This window comes from Zoogloea sp., from assembly GCF_023150065.1.
In the GTDB taxonomy this organism is placed as follows: Bacteria; Pseudomonadota; Gammaproteobacteria; order Burkholderiales; family Rhodocyclaceae; genus Zoogloea.
Map to the genome: position 1 here is coordinate 167602 of NZ_JAKLLN010000006.1, position 22425 is coordinate 190026.

Below are 22425 nucleotides of genomic sequence, written 5' to 3' on the forward strand. Positions count from 1 at the left end.
GTCACGGGAAAGTTGCGTATGTGCGTGGCGGAGGGCTCAGGCCAGGGCGGTGGGGCCGCCGGGGGCTTCCGCAAACTGTGCCTTGATGGCCTCGATGGCCGGGAGGCTGGCGACGAAGGCGTCCACCAGGGTGGGGTCGAAGTGGCGGCCCTTCTCCTCGATCAGCAGGTTCACGGCCTTGTCCACCGGCCAGGCGCTTTTGTAGGGGCGCACGCTGGTGAGGGCGTCGAACACGTCGGCCACCGCGACGATCCGCGCCTCGATGGGGATGTCCTCGCCGGCGAGCCCCTGGGGATAGCCGCTGCCATCCCATTTTTCGTGGTGGCATAGGGCGATGCGCGCGGCCATCTGGAGCAGCGGCGAGTCGTGATCGCCGATGATCTCCCGGCCGATGCGCGCGTGCTGGCGCATCACCTCCCATTCCTCCGGGCTCAGGGGGCCGGGTTTGCGCAGGACGGCGTCGGGGATGCCCAGCTTGCCCACGTCGTGCATCGGGGCCGCGTGCAGGATGTCGTCGGCGGCTTTGTCGCCCAGGCCCGCGGCCCGGGCCAGGATGGCCGAGTAGTGGCTCATGCGCACCACGTGGAGGCCGGTCTCGTTGTCCTTGTACTCGGCGGCGCGCCCCAGGCGCTGGATGATCTGCAGGCGGGTCTCGTAGAGCTCGTCCACCCGCACCAGGGACAGGTGGGTGCGCACCCGGGCCTTGACGATGGGTGCGCTCACCGGCTTGGTGATGTAGTCCACCGCGCCGGCCTCGAAGCCTGTCGCTTCGTCCTGGGGGTCGGCCAGGGCAGTGACGAAGATCACCGGGATGCGGGCGAGGGCCGGGTCGGCCTTGAGCTGGCGGCATACGTCCAGCCCGGTGAGGCCGGGCATCATCACGTCGAGGAGGATCAGGCTGGGGCGTTCCTGGGCGGCCAGCTGCAGGGCCTTCTCGCCGTCCCGGGCGAACAGGAGACGGTAGTCGTCCTGGAGGATGTGGCGCAGGACCTGGAGGTTGGCCGGCTCGTCGTCCACGAGCAGCAGGCGCTGGCGGCTGTCTTGGGTCATGGGGCGGTATCCGCTGGGGTGAGGTTGAGGTGGGTGCGCAGGCTGGTCAGCTCGGCGCAGGCCCGGTCGAAGTCGAAGTCGTCTACGGCGGCCTGGAGGCGGGCCGTGAGGGGGGGCGGCAGGCCCGCCACCACGGCCGCGAGGGCTGCGTCGTCGAGCTCGCCGCGGGCCAGACGGGTGGCGAGCTGTGCCAGGGGCGTGTTCAGTTGCGCGATGTCCGCGAGCGCGTGTGGCGCGTCGGCGGCAGCGGGTGCCGGCAGGGCGGCCCAGGCCTCGTTTAGGGCTGTGCTCAGGCGCGTTGCGAGCTCGGCTCCGGCGTCGGCGGGGCCTTCGTTACCGGCGGCCCAGGTTTCCAGCTGGCGGGCACATGCCGTTACGTCCGGCAGGGCAAGGTTGGCGGCGGCGCCGGCGATGCGGTGGGCGAGGGGGCGCAGGCTGTCCCGGGCGGTGGTCGATGAGAGGGCCGCGATGTGTTCGGCGCGGTTCGCCAGAAACTGGCGGATGGCGTTCTCCAGGGCGTCCCGGCTGCCCCAGCGTTGGGTTCCGGTGAGCCAGTCGATGGCCGCGCCAGCAGGGGTGCCTGCTGTGCGGGGGCGTGTCTCCGTGGGCAGGGTCTCGATGCCGCATACCCGGGCGATCTCGGCCTTGAGGCGGGGCAGCTCGATGGGCTTCACGGCAAAGCCGTTCATGCCGGCGGCGAGGGCGGCGACCCGGTCTTCTTCGAGCACGCTGGCGGTGAGGGCGATGATGGGCGTGGGCGCGCGGTTGTCGTGGCTCTCCCGCCGGCGGATGGCCCGGGCGGCGGCGAGGCCGTCCATGCCGGGCATATGCACGTCCATCAGGATCAGGTCGAAATCCTGCTCGCCGAAACGGCTGACCGCCTCCGCCCCGTCGTTGGCGACGACGATCCGGTGGCCTTCACGGCCCAGCAGCAGGGTCAGCAGCTCGCTGTTCTGGGCCACGTCGTCGGCGACCAGGATGCTGAGGGGCGGCAGGCCCTGTTCGGCCTGAGCGGGGGTGTCCTGGGGTTTGCCGGGCGCCAGGGGGAGGAGCACATGGAAGCGGCTGCCCACGCCGACTTCGCTCTCCAGCCGGATGTGGCCGCCCATCAGTTCGACCAGCTGGCGCGAGATGGTGGTGCCGAGGCCGGTGCCGCCAAAGCGCCGTGAGGTACTGGCGTCGGCCTGGGCAAAGGGGGCGAAGATGCTGTTCAGGCGGTCTGCCGGGATGCCGATGCCGGTGTCCGAGATGCACAGGTGCAGGTCTTCGCCATCCATGCCGACCTGCAGCTGCACCTGCCCCTGCTCGGTGAACTTGATGGCGTTGCCGAGCAGGTTGAGGAGAACCTGCTGGATGCGCAGGGCGTCGCCGGTGAAGTGCTCGGCGACGCTGTCGGGGTAGTCGAGGCGCAGGTCCAGGCCCTTGCGGGTGGCACCCAGGCGCAGCGAGGCGACGGTCTGGTCGCAGACGGCGCGCAGGGAGAAGTCGGCCAGTTCGAGCTCCATGGCGCCCTTGTCCAGCTTGGCGGTGTCCAGGATGTCGTTGAGCAGGCCGAGCAGGGAGCGGGCAGAGGCCCGCACGGTGCCCAGGTGGCGGCGCTGGGCGTCGTCGAGGGCGGTGTCCATCAGCAGCTCGGTGAAGCCGAGGATGGCGTTCATGGGGGTGCGGATTTCGTGGCTCATGTTGGCCAGGAAGGCGGCCCGCGCGGCGGCGGCCTGTTCGGCGCGCTCCTTGGCGTCCACCAGGGCCAGTTCCATGGCGCGACGCTCGGTCATGTCCTGGGCCAGCATGGTGACCTTGCAGATCTCGCCGTTGGCGTCGAAGATCGGGTTGTAGGTGGCGTGCATCCACACCCGCCGGCCATCCTTGCCCAGGCGCAGCACGTCGCTGGTGATGAACTGGCCGCTGCGCAGGTCTTCGTCGATCTTGCGCCGATAGGTGTCGCTGCTCAGTTCGGAGGGCGGGCACAGCATGTCGTGGGGCTGGCCGCAGAGATCCTTGAGGGTGTAGCCGGTGAGCTCGAGGAAAGGGGTGTTGGCGGTGATGATGCGCTGGTCGGTGTCGATCTCCAGCACCGCCAGGGCCCGGTTGACGGCGTTGGCCAGGCCTTCGAACTCGGCAGCCCGGCGTTTGGAGTCGGTGATGTCCATCAGCACGCCGTCGATCCATTGCAGCTGGCCATGGGTGTCCCGCTTGCCGCTGCCGGTTTCGGAGACCCAGATCTCTTCGTCGCTGCGGGTGCGCAGGCGGTACTCGATCATGTAGGGGCGGTCGGCCGCCAGGGCCGTGCCCACCACGTTCCACACCATCTCGCTGTCGTCCGGGTGGATCAGCTCGGTAAAGGTGATCTGTCCGGCGATGAAGTCGGCTGCGCGCCAGCCGGTGACCCTTTCGACCGCGTCGCTGATGAAGAGGATGCTCCAGTGCTCGTCCATGCACGAGCGGAAGCACACGCCGGGCATGTTGTCGATGAGGCTGCGCAGCTGTTGCTCCCGCTCACGCAGGGCGTTTTCCATGCGCTGTCGCTCGCTCATGTCGGAGACAAAGCCGACGAACAGGTCCTCGCCGGCGATGGGTACGCGGCCGATGGACAGGCGCATCGGCAGGGGGCTTCCATCCTTGCGCACGGCGGTCACGTCGCGGCCGGTGCCGATGATGCGGGCCTCGCCGGTCTGCAGGTGGTGGGCCAGGTAGCCGTCGTGGCGGGAGCGGTCGGGTTCGGGCATCAGCATGTTCACGTTGCGCCCGATGACCTCACCGGCCTGCCAGCCAAACAGGCGTTCGGCGGCCAGGTTGAAGGACAGGATGCGGCCCCGGCCGTCGATGGTGATGATGCCTTCGACGGCGGTGTCCACCATGGCGCGCAGGCGCGACTCACCCTGCACCAGGCGCTGGTAGAGGTAGCGGTAGCGCAGGAAGCCGTTGGCGGCCGCCACCACCAGGCTGGTGATCACCGTGACCGTGGCAATGCCCAGGGCCAGGCGGGTGTTGCTGTCGGGGTTGCCGATGCAGTTGGGGTCGGGCAGCCCGACGAAGCGGGCGGCGGCCATGGCCACATAGTGCATGCCGGCGATCGCCAAGCCCATCACCAGCCCGCCGGCGAGCACCCCGGGCAGGCCACCGAAGCGCGGATTGCGGGCCAGCCCGAAGCGGATCCACAAAGCCAGCACGGCGAGCACCACCGCCACCAGGATGGAGGCCAGGAACCACGCCGGGTTGTAGCGCAGCTGGGCGTCCATCTCCATCGCCGCCATGCCCAGGTAGTGCATGCTGCCGATACCGGCACCGACCAGGGTGCCGCCCAGGGCCAGCTGCCAGGGCCGGATCTCCTCCCGGGCCAGCAGGGACAGGGCTACCCAGGATGCCAGCATGGCCGGCCCCATGGACAGCACGGTGAGGGTGGGGGCGTAGCGGATCTCGTCGCACAGGGAGAAGGCCAGCATGCCGATGAAGTGCATGGCCCAGGTGGCGACCCCCAGCGCCACGGCGCCCGTGGTGAGGGCCACCTGGCGGTAGGCGGCGTGGGCCGCAGCTCGGGCCATGCCGGCGAGCTGCAGGCTCATGGCCGAGCCGAGCACCGCGATCAGCAGGGACAGGGCCACCAGCCCCGGGTCGTAGGTGCCGTAGAGCAGCAGCGTCGGGTCGCCGTCGCGCAGGAAGAAGGAGTCAAGCCACACGGGTCTGGGTCTGGGAAGTAGGAGGGACGCACCGCCTGCACGGCGGGCGTCCCGCTATTCACGGACGCAGGCGGGTGGACTTGAGCCCGAAACGGGTCATGCAGCCGGCGTGTGGCGGGGCAGGCTGACCTGGAGCAGGGTTCCGCGCCCGTCGGGGGGCGTGAGGATGACGACCTGGCCGCCGAAGCCCCGGGCGATCTCGCGCACGATGGGCAGGCCCAGGCCCCCTCCGGGGCTGCGGGCGGTGGGCAGGCGGAAGAAGCGCTCGAAGACCCGCTCGCGGAATTCGGGCGGGATGCCCGGGCCGGTGTCCTCCACCTCGATGATGACCCGCTCGCCGGCGGCGCGGCAGCGCAGGGTGACCTCTCCTGGTGGCGGGGTGTAGATCAGGGCGTTGCTGACCAGATTGCTGATCATCTCACCCAGCAGCAGGCGGTCGCCGGTCACGTGGCAGTCCTCCAGCTCGAAGCCCAGGTCGAGCCCCTGGTTTTCGGCCAGGCGGATCCATTCAGGGCTGCGGTCGCGGACCAGTTCGGGCAGGTCGATGTGCTCGGCCAGGTCGGCCTGGCGGCCGCCGGGTTCGGCGGACAGCAGCACCAGCATCTGGTTGATCAGGTGGCCGAGGCGCTCGATGGCGCCTATGCACTGGGCGGCCCGGGCGCTGCGCTGGTCGGGGTCGGGGTCGCGCTGGATCAGCTCGAGCTGGGTGCGGATGCCGGCCAGCGGCGTGCGCAGCTGGTGGGCGGCGTTGGCAACGAAGCGCTGCTGGGCGTTGGCGGCCTGCTCGAGGCGTTCCAGGAGCTGGTTGAATTCGCTCACCAGGGGGCGGATCTCGCCCGGGGCGGAGCCCGAGTCCAGCGGCGTCAGGGCCTGGTGCTGCATGCCGTGCAGGGCGCGGCGGATGTCCTCGACGGGGAGCAGGGCGTGGCGGATGCCGAACCAGATGGTGAGGCCGGTGGAGCCGGCGAAGAACAGCAGGGGCAGGGCCAGGGCCACGGCCAGATCGACCCGCAGCTGGTCCCGCTTGCGGGTGGTCTCGGCGGTGATGAAGATGAAGGGTGCGCCGGAGATGGTGCGATGGATGGCGCTGACCCGGATGCGATGGCCGCGGAAGTGGGAGTTGAAGCTGACCCGGTCGCTGTGGGCTTCCTCGCCGTCCGGCGGGTCATGGGGCAGGCCCATGTCGCCGGCCACGAAGCGGCCGTTGGGGCCGAGCACCAGGAAGTAGATGTCGTCCACCCGGTCGGTGCGCAGCACTTGCTCGGCGGCTGCGGGGAAGACGAAGCGCGGTTCGCCGTCGATGACCTCCAGGTGCGGCACGAGGGCCAGGCTGGCATCGGCCAGGGCCTGGTCGAGGGCCTCCATGGCCGGCTGATGGACCAGGTGGTAGGCCAGGGGCAGGAAGGTCAGCAGGACCAGACTGGCAGGCAGCAGCAGCCACAGCAGCAGTGCCTTGCGCAGGCTGCGGGTCACGCGGGCGGGTCCTCGAGCATGTAGCCCAGGCCGCGCACGGTGCGGATGCGCAGGCCGGCGGGCTCCAGCTTGGTGCGCAGTCGTGATACGTAAACTTCCACGGCGTTCTCGCTCATGTCCTTGTCCCAGGTGCATACGGCGGCGACGATCCGCTCCTTGCTGAGCACCCGACCCGGATTATCGAGGAAGTACTGCAGGATCGCCCACTCCCGTTGGGGCAGCTCCAGGGGCTGGTTTCCCAGCCAGGCCCGGTGGGCCTCCTCGTCGAGGACCAGGGGGCCGTATTCCCGGCGCAGCTTGCCCTGGCCCCGGCTGCGACGCACCAGGGCGTTGATGCGGGCGAGCAGTTCGACGGCAGCGAAGGGTTTGGTGAGGTAGTCGTCTGCCCCCAGGTTGAGCCCGCGCACCCGCTCGTTGAGGGCGTCCCGGGCGGTGAGCATGAGCACGTGGATGGGGTTGTGGCGGGCCCGCAGGCGGGTCAGCAGTTCCAGGCCGTCCATGCCCGGCAGGCCGATGTCGAGGATCAGCAGATCGAACTTCTCGGCGGCCAGCGCCGCCTCGGCCAGCTCGGCGCTGCCCACGTAGTCGGCGGTGAAGCCGGCACCGCGCAGCAGCTGGGCCAGGCCGTCGGCGAGCAGGGGGTCGTCTTCGACGATGAGGATGCGCATGGTGAGGGCCTGGGTGAGTGCGGTCAGGGGGCCGGGTCCGGCGTGGGGGTGTCCTTGCCGCCGTAGCTGAGCAGCACGGGCAGGAGCAGCAGGGTGAAGATTGTCGCACTGACGATGCCGCCGACGATCACCACCGCAAACGGGCGCTGGGTTTCGGAGCCGATGCCGTGGGACAGGGCCGCCGGCAGCAGGCCGAGGCCGGCCATCAGGGCGGTCATCACGATGGGGCGCAGGCGCAGCATTGCGCCGTCGAGGATGGCCTCGGTGCGGGGGGCGCCGCGACGGGCGATCTCCATGACCTGCTCCACCATGATCACGCCGTTCTGCACCGAGATGCCGGCCACCGCGATGAAGCCCACCGCCGCCGACACCGACAGGTGCAGGCCGGCCAGGCCCAGGCCGGCAAAGCCGCCGATCAGGGTGAAGGGCACCATGGACAGCACCAGCAGGGCCGGGCGGATGTCGCGGAAGGCCCAGAACAGCAGGGAGAAGATCAGGCCCAGGGTGATGGGCACGATGAGCTTGAGGCGGCCCATGGCGCGCTGCTGGTTCTCGAACTGGCCGCCCCAGGTGATGGTGTAGCCGGCCGGCAGGGCCACCTCGGCGGCAACCTTGGCGCGGGCCTCGGCCACGAAGCTGCCCTGGTCACGGCCACGCAAGTTGGCCTTGACGATCACGTTGCGGCTGCCGGCCTCGCGCTGGATGCGGGAGGCGCCCTGGCGCAGTTCAACGTCGGCGAGATCGCCCAGGGGGATGCTGCCGTGGCCGCCGGGCAGGGCCACGGGGAGGTTGGCGATGTCGTCCACCTGGTCGCGGAACTGCGGGCCGAAACGCAGGGTGACGTCGTAGCGCCGCTCACCGGCGTAGAAGGCGTTGACCGTGCTGCCGCCCAGGGCGGTCTGGATCATGGTGTTTACGTCGGTCACGTTGATGTCGTAGCGGGCCAGGGCTTCCCGGCGCAGGCGGATGTCCACCTCGCTCTGGCCGCCGACGGGCAGGGCGGCCACGTCGGCGGAGCCCTCGATGCGATTCAGCACGCTGGCGATCTGCCGCCCCTTGGCTTCCAGCACGCTCAGGTCGGGGCCGAAGACCTTGACGGCGATCTCGCCCTTGGCGCCGGAGAGGGACTCCTCGACGCTGTCCTGGATCACCTGGGAGAAGTTGGTGGGCAGGCCGGGGATGGCCTCGAGGCGCCCGGACATGCTGTCCACCAGGGCGTCCTTGGTGGCGAAGCGCCACTCGCCGCGGGGTTTCAGGTCCACCAGTATCTCGATGTTGTTGGGGCCCTTGGGGTCGGTGCCGTCGTCGGGGCGGCCCACGTGGGTGATCACCGCCTTGACCTCGGGGTAGGAGGAGACCACTTCGCGGACCTTGCGCTCGATGTCCTTGGTGTTGGTCAGCCCGGAAGACTGGGGCAGGCTGATGGTGAGCCAGATGTTGCCTTCGTCCAGCTTGGGCAGGAACTCGGAGCCGAGCAGCGGGGCCAGGCCCAGGGCCACCACTAGGCTGCCCACCGAGGCGGCCACCACCAGGCGGCGGCGGGCCTGCAGCCGCACCAGCAGGTCCCGGTAGCTTTCCTGTAGCTTGTGCAGCCAGGGGGACTCCTTCTCCGCCATGTCCTTGTTGAGGGCATAGGAGAGCAGGGTGGGCACCAGGGTGAGGGTCAGGATCAGGCCGCCCAGCAGGGCGAAGGACAGGGTCAGGGCCACCGGGGTGAAGATGCGCCCTTCGACCCGCTGGAAGGTGAAGATGGGCAGGAAGGCGACGATGATGATGGCCTTCGAGAACATGATGGGCGAGCCCAGCTCGATGCAGGTCTGCTTGAGGGCGTGGATGCGCCGGCCGTAGGGCGAGGCGATGCCGTGGTGTTCGCTCTGGGCCTCCATGGCCAGGCGCACCATCAGGGCTTCGACCATCACCACCGCGCTGTCGATGATGACGCCGAAGTCCACCGCCCCCAGGGAGATGAGGTTGGCCGACACGCCCATGGCGTGCATCAGGATGAAGGCGAACAGCAGGGACAGCGGGATGACCGCGGCCACGATGACGGCCGCCCGCAGGTTGCGCAGGAAGGCCAGCAGGATGCCGGTGACCAGCACCGCGCCGACCAGCAGGTTCTCCGCCACGGTGGCGACGGTGTGGCCGATGAGCTCGGTGCGCTGGTAGATGGGGAGGATCCGGTAGCCTTCCGGCAGGCGGGCATTGACCTCATCCACCTTGGCGTGCAGGGCTTCGACGATCTTGGCGGCGTTGCCGCCCTTGGTCATCTGCACGATGCCCTCGATCACGTCGTCCCGGTCGTTGAAGGCGACGATGCCCGAGCGGGGGCGGAAGCCGTAGGCCACCTCGGCCACGTCGCTGATGCGCACCGGCTTGCCTTCCCGGGCCACCACCACCACGTCACGCACGTCGTCGAGGCTCTGGAACAGGCCCAGGGTGCGGATCACCAGGGCCTCGTCGCCCCGCCGCAGCAGGCCGCCGCCGCCGTTGGCGCTGGCGCTGGCGAGGGCCTGGCTCACGTCGTCCAGGCTTACCGAGTACTTGCGCAGCAGCTCGGGCTCGATGCGCACCTGGACTTCGCGGATCGCGCCGCCAAAGCTCACCACGTCGGCGATGCCGGGCACCATGCGCAGGGCCGGGCGCACCGTCCAGTCCTGGATGGCGCGGGTCTCCTCGCGTTCGGCGGTGGGGGGCGCCTCGAGCACGTAGCGGTAGATCTCGCCGACGGCGGTGGTGAGGGGCGCGAGCACCGGCTGGGCGCCCGGGGGCAGGCTGATGTTCTGCAGGCGCTCCAGCACCTGCTGGCGGGCAAAGTAGTCGCCGGTCTTGTCGTTGAAGGTGAGGGTGACCACCGACAGGCCGGTGATGGACACCGAGCGCAGCTGGGTCATGCCGGGCACGCCGCTCATCTCCCGTTCGATGGGCAGGGAGATGGTGCGCTCCACCTCCTCCGGCGCCACGCCGATGGCCTGGGTGACCACCTGGACCTGGACGTCCTGCACGTCGGGGAAGGCCTCGATGGAGATCTGGTTGACCGCGTAGAGGCCGTAGCCGAGGAGGGCCAGGGCGGCGATCAGGATGAAGGCGCGCTGGCGCAGGGCGAGGGTGATGAGGGTGTCGAACATGGGGGCGGCCTCAGCGGGAGTTGCTGGCCAGCTCGGCGTTGAGCAGCAGGGCGCCGACACTCACCACCTTGTCACCGGGCTTCACGCCGCTCCACACGTAGGCGTTGCTGCGGGTCTGTACGGCGAGGCTGACCTCGCGCTTCTCGAAGACGCCGGGCTCACGCTCCACAAAAACGTAGTTCTTGACCCCCTCCACCAGCAGGGCGGTGGTGGGGATGCGCGGCAGCTCCTGCTTGGCGTCGGCCAGGATGCCGACCTTGGCGTACATCTCGGGCTTGAGCAGACCCTCCCGGTTGTCCACCGCCACCCGGGCCTGGACGCGGCGGGTCTGCGGGTCGAGGGTCGGGGCCACGCGGACGATCTTGCCCTCGAAGCTGCGGTGGGGGTAGGCGGAGACTTCCACGCTGGCCGACTTGCCCATGGTCACGACGGGCAGGTCGCGCTCGGGCACATCCACCAGCACCGACAGGCGGTTCATGTCGGTGACTACGAAGAGGGGCTCGTCCCGGTCGGTGCGGATCTCCATGCCCGGGTTGATCTGGCGGGTGGCGACGATGCCGGCGATGGGGGTGCGCAGGGCGTAGTGCTGGCTGCCGCTGTCGGCCTTGCCGCCGGGGGCCAGGTTGGCGAGGCGCAGGCGGGCCCGTTCGGCTTCGGCCTGGGCTTGGCGGGATTCGGCTTCGGCGGTTTCCAGGTCGCGGCGGGCGATGACCTCGGCCTCGAACAGGCTGCGGGCCCGGGCCAGGGCGGACTGTTTCTGGCGGGCGTCGGCCTGGGCCTTGGCCAGGTCGGCGGCGGCGGTGCCCAGCTCGGGGGCATCGAGCACGGCCAGCACTTCGCCGGCCTTCACGGCGTCGCCCACGTTGGCACGGATCTCCACCACCCGCCCGGCGATGGGGGCAAAGACGCGTGCGGTGGCGTTCTCGTCGTAGGCCACCCGGGCGGCCAGGGGCTCGTCCATGGGCACCGGGGCGATCTCGGTACGCTCGACCTTCAGCTGGGCCAGCTGGGGGGCGGCGGTGGGGAAGCGCAGCACCCCGGGCTCGGCGGAGGGGCGCTGGATGGCCGGCTCCTCGGGCTTGTCGGGGGTAGCCGGGCGCTGGGCGTACCAGGCGCTTCCGGCGATGAGGGCGGCGATCAGGGCGATGAGCAGGGGGCGTTTCATGGAGTGGCTCCGGCCAGGCGCAGCATCAGGGCTGCGCGGGCGAGATCGGCGCGGGCCTGGATGGTTTCGATCCGGGCGGCGCGCAGGTTGCGTTGGGTGTCGAGGTAGTCGGTGAGGCTCATGCCGCCCTTCTGGATGGCGGTGTCGGCGCCCTTGCCGGCCCGTTCGGCGGCGGGCAGCACTACGTCGCGGACACGGGTGAGGCGGACCGCGGCGGCGTCGCGGCTGGCCCGCAGCCGGGCGGACTCGCTGTCGGCGGCGCTGCGGGTGGCCTTGAGCTGGGCTTCGGCAGAGAGGTAGTCGGCCTCACTGCGGGCGATGTCGCCCCGGTAGTCGTTGCCGATGAACAGGGGCACCGAGATGCTGAGGCCGATGGCGTTGGTGGTGTAGGCGTTGTTGCCGCTGGCCGGGGTGCGTTCGTACTGGGCGCCCACGGCCACGTCGCGGGTACGCTGGGCGCGGGCGAGTTCGCGCAGGGCGTCGGCCTGGGCGACGCGGCTGCGGGCTGAGGCCACGTCGGGGCGCTCACCTTCGCCGGCGGGGGCGTTGGGGGCTTCGTCTCCCGGCCAGTCGTCGGAGGTGCTCAGGCTGGCGGCCGGCAGACGGTTGCCGAGGAGTTCGGCCAGGGCGATGCGGGCGTGGTTGAGGGCCAGCTCGGCCTGGGCTGCATCGTTGGCGACGCGGGCGGCGTCGGCGGCAAAGCGGGCCACGTCCATGCCGGGGAGGTCGCCGGCCCGGCCGCGCAGTTCGGCGGCGCTGGCGGCCCGCTGGGCCAGAGTGGCGTTTTCGGCAGCGATGCGGCTGGTCTCCCGGGCGGCGCGCAGGTCGATCCAGCGGCTGGCCAGCTCCATGCGCGCCATGCGGATGGTGTTGTCGAGGTCGAGGCGGGTGGCGGACAGGTCGTGGCCGGCGGCGCGCAGGCGGATGTCGCGCTTGTCACCCCGTTCGAAGAGCTGACTGATGCCGATGGTGTTCTCGGTGGGCTGGCGCCAGAAGCTGCCGCTCCCCTGCTGGCCGGGGTCGGTGCTGGTGATGCCCAGGCTGAGCTGGGGGTTGGGGCGGGCGCCGGCCATGTCGATGCCGGCCCGGGCTCCGGCGACCGCGGCGCGGGCCTGGAGGATGGCCGGGTTGGCCTCGAGGAGCAGGGCGTCGGCCTCCTGAAGGCCGAGGGAGGTGCTGGTCTGTGCCAGGCAGGCTGCCGGCACAAGCCAGCTGGCCAGCAGCAGTCGGAAGGATGTGCGCATGCCATGCGGACCGGATTGAACAGGCCTGCAGTCTAGGAAGGCATCCTGTCGATGACCTGAATGATTTCTTGCATCAAGCTTGCGGTCGGCCCGGTTCAGGCCTGGGGTGTGACATCGAGCACGCTGAGGGCCGCCTCGATCAGCAGGCAGACGTCACGCCTGTTGCGTGGATCGACGGCAAAGACCGGGACGCAGCCGAAGCCGGCGTGCTCCAGTTCATGCTGGTAGTCGCCCAGACGCAGGTCGCCGCCCAGGTCGCAGTGGGTGATGCCGACGGCGACGGCGGTGCTGCGGATGAAGCGGCTGAAGGCGCCGAGGTGGAAGTGGAGCTGCCCCAGGGCGTCGGGCTGGCTGTTGTCGATGAGCAGGATCAGGGCAATGGCGCCTTCGCTGAGCTGCTCCCACCTGAAGTCGAAGCGCGTCTGGCCGGGGGGGCCGTACAGGTGGAGGGTGCTGCCGTCGTCCAGGGTGATGGCGCCGTAGTCGATGGCCGCGGTGGTGCAGGGCGGCATATCGCTGGCCGAGGTGATGGCGGTGGTCTTGCCTGCACCAGGCGGGCCGCCGAAGAGGAGCTTGGCGTGGCTCACCGCTGCGCTCCGCGGTCAGTCCGGGCCGAGGTCGTCCTGACGGGGGCCGAGGATCTTGCCGAACAGGCGCTTGAGACGCCCGGGAGGGGGAAGCATCGTGGGGATGGCCGCCGGCTGCATCGGCGTGAGGCGCGGGCCGCCGGGTGTCGCCGGGGGGGCGATCTGCTCCACATGCCCCAGGGCTGCGCAGGCGCTGTAAAAGGCGAAGACGTAACGCTGGGGGATGCCCAGGGTGCGCACCGTGTCACGCAGGCTCAGGCTGCTGCGCGACCACAGGCCGGCAATCCGCATGGCTTCGGGGGGCACCGCCAGACGGGTCAGGTTGGGCCAGTTCTTGAGGCGGATCGGGTATTCCAGGCTGGTGCCCCGGGGCAGGCGCCCGCGGGAGGCCCACAGGGCCAGGTCCCATTCGAGCCCTTCCAGCTGGCGGGGGCTCGCGCCTTCGGGGAAGGCGGTGTCCGGAGCCTGGCTGGCCATGTGCAGGGTGCCGCGGGTGGGCAGCTGGGCCAGGGCGCGCAGGGCGTTGGGGCTGCGCGCCGTCCATGCCCGGCCGTCGCGAGGGTCGAGCACCAGGGCGGCGCCGCTGGCATCGTCGATGCGCACCGGGCGGCCGATCTCCCGGGCGTGGGCGATGGCGCGTGCCACCAGACCCTGAAGGAAATGTTCGGGTGCGTAATAGATTGCGGCCCGTGATACCGGGTCATCCAGGTCGGCGTCGGGCAGGGAGCCGACATGCAGCGTCACCAACCGGGCTTCGATGCGGCGCAGCAGGCTGACCGGGTCGGGGGCCGGGTCGCGCAGGGCGTCGAGGGCGCTCTCGTCGGGGATGGAGTCGACGGTACCGGCCCGTTCGTCGGCGGCATCCGGCAACTCCATACCCTCCTCCGAGCTGGATGCGGGCAGCAGCCCCCGGACCTTTTCCAGGGCCGCCGAGAAGGCCGCCAGACCGACCGGCTTGGCGACTTCGACAGTCAGCGGATCAGGCTGCTGGCCGGGAGCCTGGGTGGTGACGATCAACGGCCGGGTGGGGTAGAGCATGCGATGCCCGGCCAGCAGGTAGGGGCCGAGGTCGTTGTCCACGTCGATGAAGGCCACGTCGGCGGTGTCTTCCGCGGCGATCCGGCAGGCCCCCGGGCCCACCCGCGACAGGAAGATCTCGAAGGCGTAGAGCGCCCGGTTGTCCATGCCGGAGTGACACAGGCGGAGCGTGGTGGTGGCCATGACGGACGTTCTCCCTGGGTGGAGTGGGCGGCGCGGCGCGGTGCCTGGCCTGGCCCAGACGGTGTGGGCGATCTGCATTGCGCCCGTGCGCACTCGGGGCCTGTGGGTGCATTGCAGTCTGTCGGAACCTATTTTATGCCGTTTGACCCAAGGGCGGGTGTTGATTTAGATATTTTTGATGTTTGTACGGTTTTTGACAAAGCCGGGGGAGGAATGCTGCCCGCTGCAGGCAGGCCCGACTCTGCCGGGGGCAAAAAAGAATCGATCCGGGCGCACTTGAAAAGGTCACGGCTCGCCCCTATTATTAGCACTCGTTGGCGGTGAGTGCTAACAGCAGCCCCGCCACCCGAAGCCGGCGTACAGGTCGGCCAAACTATTTACCGAGTCGGGCACATTTGCCCGGTGTTGAACCGAGTAGGAGAGCACTACATGAAAATCCGTCCCTTGCATGATCGCGTGATCGTCAAGCGTGTTGAAGCCGAGCGCACCACCTCCAGCGGCATCGTCATCCCCGACTCCGCCGGCGAGAAGCCCGATCAGGGCGAGATCCTGGCTGTCGGCAACGGCAAGATCCTTGAGAACGGCGAAGTCCGCAAGATGGATGTGAAGGTGGGCGACCGCGTCCTGTTCGGCAAGTACGCCGGCCAGACCGTCAAGGTCGACGGCCAGGAACTGCTGGTCATGCGTGAAGAAGACATCATGGGCGTGGTCGAGGCCTGAGCCTCTGCTTCCCTGATCTTCCCCCATCCGCTTTAAAGAATTCCGGAGAAACACAGAATGGCAGCTAAAGAAGTCAAGTTTGGCGATTCCGCCCGTGCCCGCATGGTCGAAGGCATCAACGTCCTGGCCGACGCGGTCAAGGTGACCCTGGGCCCCAAGGGCCGCAACGTGGTGCTCGAGCGCTCCTTCGGCGCCCCGACCGTGACCAAGGACGGTGTGTCCGTGGCCAAGGAAATCGAGCTGAAGGACAAGTTCGCCAACATGGGCGCCCAGATGGTCAAGGAAGTCGCTTCCAAGACCTCCGACATCGCCGGTGACGGCACCACCACCGCCACCGTGCTGGCCCAGTCCATCGTCCGCGAAGGCATGAAGTTCGTCGCCGCCGGCATGAACCCGATGGACCTGAAGCGCGGCATCGACAAGGCCGTCGTGGCCACCCTGGAAGAGCTGCGCAAGCTGTCCAAGCCCTGTTCCACCAACAAGGAAATCGCCCAGGTCGGATCCATCTCCGCCAACAGCGATTCCTCCATCGGCGACATCATCGCCAACGCGATGGAAAAGGTCGGCAAGGAAGGCGTGATCACCGTTGAAGACGGCAAGTCCCTGGCCAACGAACTCGACGTCGTCGAGGGCATGCAGTTCGACCGCGGCTACCTGTCCCCGTACTTCATCAACAACCCGGACAAGCAGGTTGCCATCCTCGACAACCCGTTCGTGCTGCTCTTCGACAAGAAGATCTCCAACATCCGCGACCTGCTGCCGGTGCTCGAGCAAGTGGCCAAGGCTGGCCGCCCGCTGCTGATCATCGCTGAAGACGTGGACGGCGAAGCGCTGGCCACCCTGGTGGTGAACAACATCCGCGGCATCCTCAAGACCTGTGCCGTCAAGGCCCCGGGCTTTGGCGACCGTCGCAAGGCCATGCTCGAAGATATCGCCGTGCTGACCGGCGGCCAGGTGATCGCCGAAGAAGTCGGCCTGACCCTCGAGAAGGCCACCCTGGAAGATCTGGGCCAGGCCAAGCGCATCGAAGTGGGCAAGGAAAACACCACCCTCATCGACGGCGCCGGCGTTGCCGAGCGCATCGAAGCCCGCGTCAAGCAGATCCGCGTGCAGATCGAGGAAGCCACCTCCGACTACGACCGTGAAAAGCTGCAGGAACGTGTGGCCAAGCTGGCCGGCGGTGTTGCCGTGATCAAGGTTGGCGCTGCCACCGAAGTCGAAATGAAGGAAAAGAAGGCCCGCGTGGAAGACGCGCTGCACGCCACCCGTGCCGCCGTTGAAGAAGGCATCGTCCCCGGCGGTGGCGTGGCCCTGCTGCGTGCCCGTGCCAACCTGACCGGCCTGAAGGGCGACAACCACGACCAGGACGCCGGCATCAAGATCGTGCTGCGCGCCATGGAACAGCCCCTGCGCGAAATCGTTGCCAACGCTGGCGCCGAAGCCTCCGTGGTGGTCAACAAGGTCACCGAAGGTGCTGGCAACTTCGGCTACAACGCTGCTACCGATGTGTACGGCGACATGGTCGAAATGGGCGTGCTGGACCCCACCAAGGTGACCCGCACCGCGCTGCAGAACGCCGCCTCCGTGGCTGGCCTGATGCTGACCACCGACTGCATGGTTGCTGAACTGGCTGAAGACAAGCCGGCCGGCGGCATGCCTGACATGGGCGGCATGGGTGGTATGGGCGGCATGGGCGGCATGGGCATGTAATTTCTGCCCGGACCTCATCGTCCCCGGAAAACCCCGCTTCGGCGGGGTTTTTCATTTTTGGCGGCATATTTGAGGATGTGCGGCCATCATGCCCCGGGAGTGCTCGCCAAGCCGGTCGTTTCGGTTTATAAATCGTCACATACCAATAAAGCAGTAGCCAGTGGGAGGGGAGAGATGATCAAGGCGACCTTGACGGGGCAGCGCCTCGTTGCGTTGTTCCTGCTCGGCTGGGTGGTGATCAACTACCCGGTCCTGTCCGTGTTCGATGTGGACCGCTCCTGGTTCGGCGTTCCCTCCCTGTATCTCTACGTATTTGGCGTGTGGGCGGCGGTGATCGCGCTGATGGCCTGGATCATCGAGCGCTAGGGGGCACCATGATGCGTTGCGACCCCTGCCCGGGCGAGCTGCGTCCATGACCAGCACCGTCATCGTCGCCATCTCCTTCCTGTATCTCGCGCTGCTCTTTGCAGTGGCCTACTTTGGCGACAAGCGCGCCGATGCCGGCCGCTCGATCATCGCCAATCCGACCATCTACGCCCTGTCCCTGGCGGTGTATTGCACCACCTGGACCTACTACGGCAGCGTCGGCCGGGCGGCCTCGTCGGGGCTGGGCTTCGTGCCGATCTTCCTCGGGCCGACCCTGGTGGTGGCCCTGTGGTGGTTCGTGATGCTGAAGATGGTGCGCATCGGCAAGACCCACCGCATCACCTCCATCGCCGACTTCATCGCCTCCCGCTATGGCAAGAGCCACCTGCTTGGCGGGCTGGTGACGGTGATCGCCGTGCTCGGGGTGATTCCCTACATCGCCCTGCAACTCAAGGCGGTGTCCAGCAGCTACGCCATCCTCACCTACTATCCGCACATCGTCATGCCGGCCAAGGTAGGCACGGTGTCGTGGATGGCCGACACCACGCTCTACATCGCCCTGATCATGGCGGCCTTCACCATCCTCTTCGGCACCCGCCACCTGGACGCCACCGAGCGCCATGAGGGCATGGTGGCGGCGGTGGCCTTCGAGTCGGTGGTGAAGCTGGTGATCTTCATGGCGGTGGGGCTGTTCGTCACCTTCGGCATCTTCAACGGCTTTGGCGACCTGTTCTCCCGCGCCGCCCTCGACCCGGCCCTGAAGCGCCTGATGACCATGGAGGCGGGGGGCAACTCTTACGGCAACTGGTTCGCCCTGACCCTGCTGTCCATGCTGGCGGTGATGTTCCTGCCGCGGCAGTTCCAGGTGGCGGTGGTGGAGAACGTCAATGAAAACCACCTGCGCCGGGCGATCTGGCTGTTTCCGCTGTACCTGCTGCTGATCAACATATTCGTGCTGCCCATCGCCCTGGGCGGGCTGATGCACTTTGCCGGCCAGGGCGTGGATGCCGACACCTTCGTGCTGACCCTGCCCATGGCCTGGGGCCATGGCTGGCTGGCCCTGCTGGTGTTCATCGGCGGCCTGTCGGCGGCCACCGGCATGGTCATCGTCGAGACCATCGCCCTGTCCACGATGGTCTGCAACGATCTGGTCATGCCGCTGCTGCTGCGCTACCGCTGGGTGGCCCTGCAGGGACGGGACGATCTGTCGGGCCTGCTGCTGGGGATCCGGCGTAGCGCGATCATCTTCATCCTGCTCCTCGGCTACCTGTATTTCCGGCTGGCGGGCGAGGCCCATGCGCTGGTCAGCATCGGCCTGATCAGCTTTGCCGCCGTGGCCCAGTTTGCCCCGGCCATCATCGGTGGCATGTACTGGCGTGGTGCCACCCGGGCCGGCGCCCTGGCCGGCCTGTCGAGCGGCTTTGCGGTGTGGCTGTATACCCTGCTGCTGCCGTCCTTCGCCAAATCCGGCTGGCTGCCCATCGAGTTCCTGCAGACCGGCTTTCTGGGCCTGGAGCTGCTGCGCCCCCAGGAGCTCTTCGGCCTGAAGGGCCTCGATCCGATCGCCCACAGCCTGTTCTGGAGCCTTCTCGCCAACCTGGGGGCCTATGCCTGCGTGTCGCTGATGCGCTCCCCCAACGCCATCGAGGCCGGCCAGGCGACGCTGTTTGTCGATGTCTTCAAGCAGAGCCGGCCCGCCGGCGGCGCCTTCTGGCGCGGTAGCGCCCAGATCGGCGACCTGTTGCCCCTGATCGGCCGCTTCATCGGGCCGGAGCGGGCGCGCAACGCCTTTGCCGAATACGCCCGCAAGCGCGGGGCGGCGTCGGTGGAAGTGCTGCCGGCCGACGCGGGGCTGGTGCACTTTGCGGAGACAACCCTGGCGGGGGCCATCGGCAGCGCCTCGGCCCGGGTGATGGTGGCCTCGGTGGTCAAGGAGGAGCCCCTGGGGCTGGATGAGGTGATGAACATCCTCGACGAGGCCTCCCAGGTGCGGGCCTACTCCAAGCGCCTGGAGCAGAAGTCCCTCGAGCTCGAGGCCGCCACCGCCGAGCTGCGCAGCGCCAACGAGCGCCTCAAGGAGCTCGACCGCCTGAAGGACGACTTCATGTCCTCGGTGACCCACGAGCTGCGTACGCCGCTCACCTCGATCCGCGCCTTCTCCGAGATGCTGCTCGACGATCCGCGCATCGACCTGACCGAGCGCAAGCGCTTCCTGGGCATCATCGTCAGCGAGACCGAGCGCCTGACCCGCCTGGTGAACCAGGTGCTGGACATGGCCAAGATCGAATCCGGCCACGCCGACTGGCATAACGGCGAGGTCAGCCTGGTCGAGGTGGTCGAGCAGGCCGCGGCCTCCACCAGCCAGCTCTTCAAGGACAAAGGCGTCGCCCTGGAGATGGCACTGCCCGATGAAGTACCCATCTTGCTGGCCGACCGGGACCGGCTGATCCAGGTGATGCTCAACCTGCTCTCCAATGCGGTCAAGTTCGTGGATGCGGGCCGCGGGCAGGTGTGGGTCAGCCTTGCCGGGACGGAGGAGGGCCTGCGTGTGGATGTGCGCGACAACGGCCCGGGCCTGACCCCCGAAGAGCAGCGGGTGGTGTTCGAGAAGTTCCGGCAGGGCGGCAACACCATGACCGACAAGCCCCAGGGCACCGGTCTGGGCCTGCCGATCAGCCGCCAGATCGTGGAGCACTATGGCGGTCGGCTGTGGGTGGAGAGCGCGGCCGGTGAAGGCGCATGTTTCTCGTTTCTGATGCCTTGCGGCAAATCAACAGAAACGAAAGATGAGGCAGGATAAACTACGAAGAATCACGCCCCGGGATGAGGCTTGCATGCCGCTGTCTCGACCGGGGTGAGGATGGGGAGGGGACCGAATGACCAAAAAAATATTGATCGCCGACGACGAACAGAACATTGTCATTTCACTTGAATTCCTGATGAAGCGCGAAGGCTTCGCGGTGTGCATCGCCCACGACGGCCAGGAGGCCCTCGACAAGGCACGCAGCGAGACCCCCGATCTGGTCCTGCTGGACGTGATGATGCCGCGCAAGAACGGCTACGAGGTGTGCCAGGAGATCCGGGCCGAAGCCGCGCTGCAGGGCACGCGCATCCTGATGCTCACCGCCAAGGGCCGTGAGACCGAGGTCACCAAGGGGCTGGCGATGGGGGCGGATGCCTACATGACCAAGCCCTTCTCCACCAAGGAGTTGGTGGCCAAGGTGAAATCCCTGCTGGACGTGCCGGCGTGAGCGTCAAATCGCGGCAGGCACTGGCGATTGCCACGGCCTGCCTGCTGGTGGTGGGCGTCATGGCGGCGGCAGGCATCGCCGTGTGGCGCGATCTGAGCCCGGAAGAGCGGGATGCCATCGAGCCCATCCTCAATCCGCGCCTGGGGCTCCTCTTCATGATCACCATGGTCGGCGCCGGTGCCGCGGCCGTGCTGATGAAGTCCTTCGCCCAGGATCATCTCCTCGGCCCCTCGCTGCTGGCAGACGAGCTCGGGCTGATTGTCAGCACCGATCCGTCCCGGCGCCTCAAGCCCGGCGGTTCCCCCGAGCTCACGCGCATTGCCGAGTCGGTCAACGCCCTGGCCGATCAGCGCCGCAGCCTGCAGGAAGACGTGGAGGTCCGCATCCGCGAGGCCCGCCTGTCCGTCGAGGAGGAGCGCAACCGGCTGGCGGCGCTCATGTCCGAGCTCAACCAGAGCGTGGTGGTGTGCAACCTCGACGGTCGCATCCTGCTCTACAACAGCCGGGCCCGCCTGCAGTTCCGGGCCCTCTCCGACGCGCCCACGGCGGCCGGCGGTGGCGAGATCATCGGCCTGGGACGCTCCATCTACGCGGTCTTCGAGCGCAGCCTGATCGTGCATGCCCTGGAGAGCATCCAGGAGCGCATCCGCCGCCAGAGCGCCCAACCCATGGCCAACTTCGTCACCACCACCCGGGCCGGGCAGCTGCTGCGGGTGCACATGGCACCAGTGATGTCCTCGGGGGCCGACGACACCGAGCCGACGGTGTCGGGCTTCGTGCTGATGCTGGACAACATCACCCGCAACTTCGAGGCCGAGACCAAGCGCGACCAGATGCTCCACACCCTCACCGAGGGCAGCCGCTCGTCCCTGGCCAACCTGCGGGCCGCGGCCGAGATGCTGGAATACCCCGACCTGGACGCCGAGCTCAAGGAGCGCTTCCTGAGCGTGGTGCGTGACGAGGTGCAGGGCCTCAGTAAGCGCCTCGACGAGACCGCCAACGAGTTTGCCGACTCCCTCAAGACCCGCTGGCCCCTGGACGAGATGCTCGGGGCCGATCTGGTGGCGGCAGCCCAGCGGCGCATCGAGAAGAAGCTCGAACTGCGCACCAAGATCGAGGACGTGGACCCGGAAGTGTGGGTCAAGGTGGACAGCTTCTCGCTGCTCCAGGCCGTTGGCTATCTGGTCAGCCGCCTGTCTGACGAGTTCGAGGTGCGTGAAGTGCGCCTGCGCCTCACTTCCGCCGGGCGTCTGGTGCACCTCGACCTGATCTGGTCCGGCCAGGCCATGAGCACCGAGACCGTGATGGCCTGGGAGCTGGAGCCCATGACCTTCGCCGGCGAGAGCTCGCCCCTCACCGTGCGCGACGTCATCGAGCGCCACGACGGCGAGATCTGGCTGCAGCGCGAGAAAACCCAGCACCGGGCCTTCTTCCGCCTGCTGCTGCCGTCGGCGGCGCCCCAGGACCAGGTCGACGCGGGCACCTTCCTCAAGGGCGAGAGCCGGCCCGAGTACTACGATTTCGACCTCTTCAAGCAGACCGAGGCCAGCCACGCCCTGGACGACCGCCTGCTGTCCGAGCTGACCTTCACGGTCTTCGATACCGAGACCACCGGCCTCAACCCCTCCGAGGGCGACGAGATCATCCAGATCGGCGCCACCCGCATCGTCAATGGCAAGCTGCTCAGGTCCGAGTCCTTCGACCAGCTCGTCGACCCCCTGCGGGAGCTGCCCGAGGCCTCCACCAAGATCCACGGCATCACCCCCGAGATGCTGGTGGGCCAGCCGCCCATGGCCAAGGTGCTGCCGGCCTTCCATGCCTTTGCCGAAGACACCGTGCTGGTGGCCCACAATGCCGCCTTCGACATGCGCTTCCTGCAGCTCAAGGAAGAGGGCACCGGTATCCGCTTCTCCCAGCCGGTGCTCGACACCCTGCTGCTGTCGGCGGTGATCCACCCGGCCCAGGAGTCCCATCGCCTGGAGGCCATCTCCGAGCGCATGGGGGTGAACATCATGGGGCGGCACACGGCCATGGGAGACGCCATCGTCACCGGCGAGGTCTTCCTGCGCATGATCCCGTTGCTGGCGGAGATGGGCATCCGGACCCTCGGCGAGGCCCGGCAGGCCTCGGAAAAAACCTACTACGCCCGCGTCAAGTACTGAGCGGAG

At 68.4% G+C, this 22425-nt stretch carries 15 protein-coding genes; 6 read left to right on the plus strand and 9 right to left on the minus strand.

All coding sequences use genetic code 11. The features are described from left to right. Positions 1 to 36: 36 nt before the first annotated feature. The 9 genes from L6Q67_RS09810 to L6Q67_RS09850 all read right to left on the minus strand — a co-directional run bounded on the left by L6Q67_RS09810 (position 37) and on the right by L6Q67_RS09850 (position 14210). On the minus strand, positions 37 to 1050 hold the full coding sequence (locus tag L6Q67_RS09810) for a two-component system response regulator (RefSeq protein ID WP_296568548.1): 1014 nt from the start codon (positions 1048 to 1050) through the stop codon (positions 37 to 39). Continuing rightward, positions 1047 to 4727 (minus strand): PAS domain S-box protein, encoded by a 3681-nt coding sequence (locus tag L6Q67_RS09815; protein ID WP_296568550.1) that lies wholly within the window; start codon positions 4725 to 4727, stop codon positions 1047 to 1049. The genes L6Q67_RS09810 and L6Q67_RS09815 overlap by 4 nt, the downstream gene beginning before the upstream one ends. 96 nt (positions 4728 to 4823) lie before the next feature. Next, a complete protein-coding gene (locus tag L6Q67_RS09820) occupies positions 4824 to 6200 on the minus strand; it encodes a sensor histidine kinase (protein WP_296568552.1) in 1377 nt (458 codons plus the stop codon). Then, positions 6197 to 6868 carry a response regulator transcription factor gene (locus L6Q67_RS09825; RefSeq protein ID WP_296568553.1) on the minus strand — a complete coding sequence of 224 codons (672 nt, stop codon included), beginning with the start codon at positions 6866 to 6868 and terminating at the stop codon, positions 6197 to 6199. Before L6Q67_RS09825 ends, L6Q67_RS09820 begins: the two co-directional genes overlap by 4 nt. Before the next feature lie 23 nt (positions 6869 to 6891). Then, complete coding sequence (locus L6Q67_RS09830) at positions 6892 to 9993, minus strand: CusA/CzcA family heavy metal efflux RND transporter (protein ID WP_296568555.1); 3102 nt, start codon at positions 9991 to 9993, stop codon at positions 6892 to 6894. A gap of 10 nt (positions 9994 to 10003) precedes the next feature. Then, on the minus strand, positions 10004 to 11158 hold the full coding sequence (locus L6Q67_RS09835; protein ID WP_296568556.1) for an efflux RND transporter periplasmic adaptor subunit: 1155 nt from the start codon (positions 11156 to 11158) through the stop codon (positions 10004 to 10006). Further along, on the minus strand, positions 11155 to 12402 hold the full coding sequence (locus L6Q67_RS09840) for a TolC family protein (protein WP_296568558.1): 1248 nt from the start codon (positions 12400 to 12402) through the stop codon (positions 11155 to 11157). Before L6Q67_RS09840 ends, L6Q67_RS09835 begins: the two co-directional genes overlap by 4 nt. 95 nt (positions 12403 to 12497) lie before the next feature. Continuing rightward, positions 12498 to 12989, minus strand: coding sequence for a hypothetical protein (locus tag L6Q67_RS09845; protein ID WP_296568560.1), 492 nt, complete (start codon positions 12987 to 12989; stop codon positions 12498 to 12500). Between the two features lie 15 nt (positions 12990 to 13004). Continuing rightward, positions 13005 to 14210, minus strand: coding sequence for a hypothetical protein (locus tag L6Q67_RS09850; RefSeq protein WP_296568563.1), 1206 nt, complete (start codon positions 14208 to 14210; stop codon positions 13005 to 13007). A 429-nt stretch (positions 14211 to 14639) separates the two neighbouring features. On the opposite strand from L6Q67_RS09850, the gene groES reads away from it, so the two are divergent. From groES to L6Q67_RS09880, 6 genes are all read left to right on the plus strand, one after another. Beyond that, positions 14640 to 14930 (plus strand): co-chaperone GroES, encoded by a 291-nt coding sequence (gene groES / locus L6Q67_RS09855; RefSeq protein WP_296568564.1) that lies wholly within the window; start codon positions 14640 to 14642, stop codon positions 14928 to 14930. A gap of 57 nt (positions 14931 to 14987) precedes the next feature. Then, positions 14988 to 16640, plus strand: coding sequence for a chaperonin GroEL (gene groL / locus L6Q67_RS09860; protein WP_296568566.1), 1653 nt, complete (start codon positions 14988 to 14990; stop codon positions 16638 to 16640). A 174-nt stretch (positions 16641 to 16814) separates the two neighbouring features. After that, positions 16815 to 17006, plus strand: a complete 192-nt coding sequence (locus L6Q67_RS09865) for a hypothetical protein (protein WP_367171634.1) — start codon at positions 16815 to 16817, stop codon at positions 17004 to 17006. 46 nt (positions 17007 to 17052) lie between these two features. After that, on the plus strand, positions 17053 to 19806 hold the full coding sequence (locus L6Q67_RS09870; RefSeq protein WP_296568568.1) for a sensor histidine kinase: 2754 nt from the start codon (positions 17053 to 17055) through the stop codon (positions 19804 to 19806). Positions 19807 to 19882: 76 nt separating this feature from the next. Then, the gene (locus L6Q67_RS09875; RefSeq protein WP_296568570.1) at positions 19883 to 20257 is read left to right on the plus strand and encodes a response regulator; all 375 of its coding nucleotides are present in this window, start codon (positions 19883 to 19885) and stop codon (positions 20255 to 20257) included. A 155-nt stretch (positions 20258 to 20412) separates the two neighbouring features. Beyond that, the gene (locus L6Q67_RS09880) at positions 20413 to 22419 is read left to right on the plus strand and encodes an exonuclease domain-containing protein (protein WP_296568698.1); all 2007 of its coding nucleotides are present in this window, start codon (positions 20413 to 20415) and stop codon (positions 22417 to 22419) included. Positions 22420 to 22425: the final 6 nt, after the last annotated feature.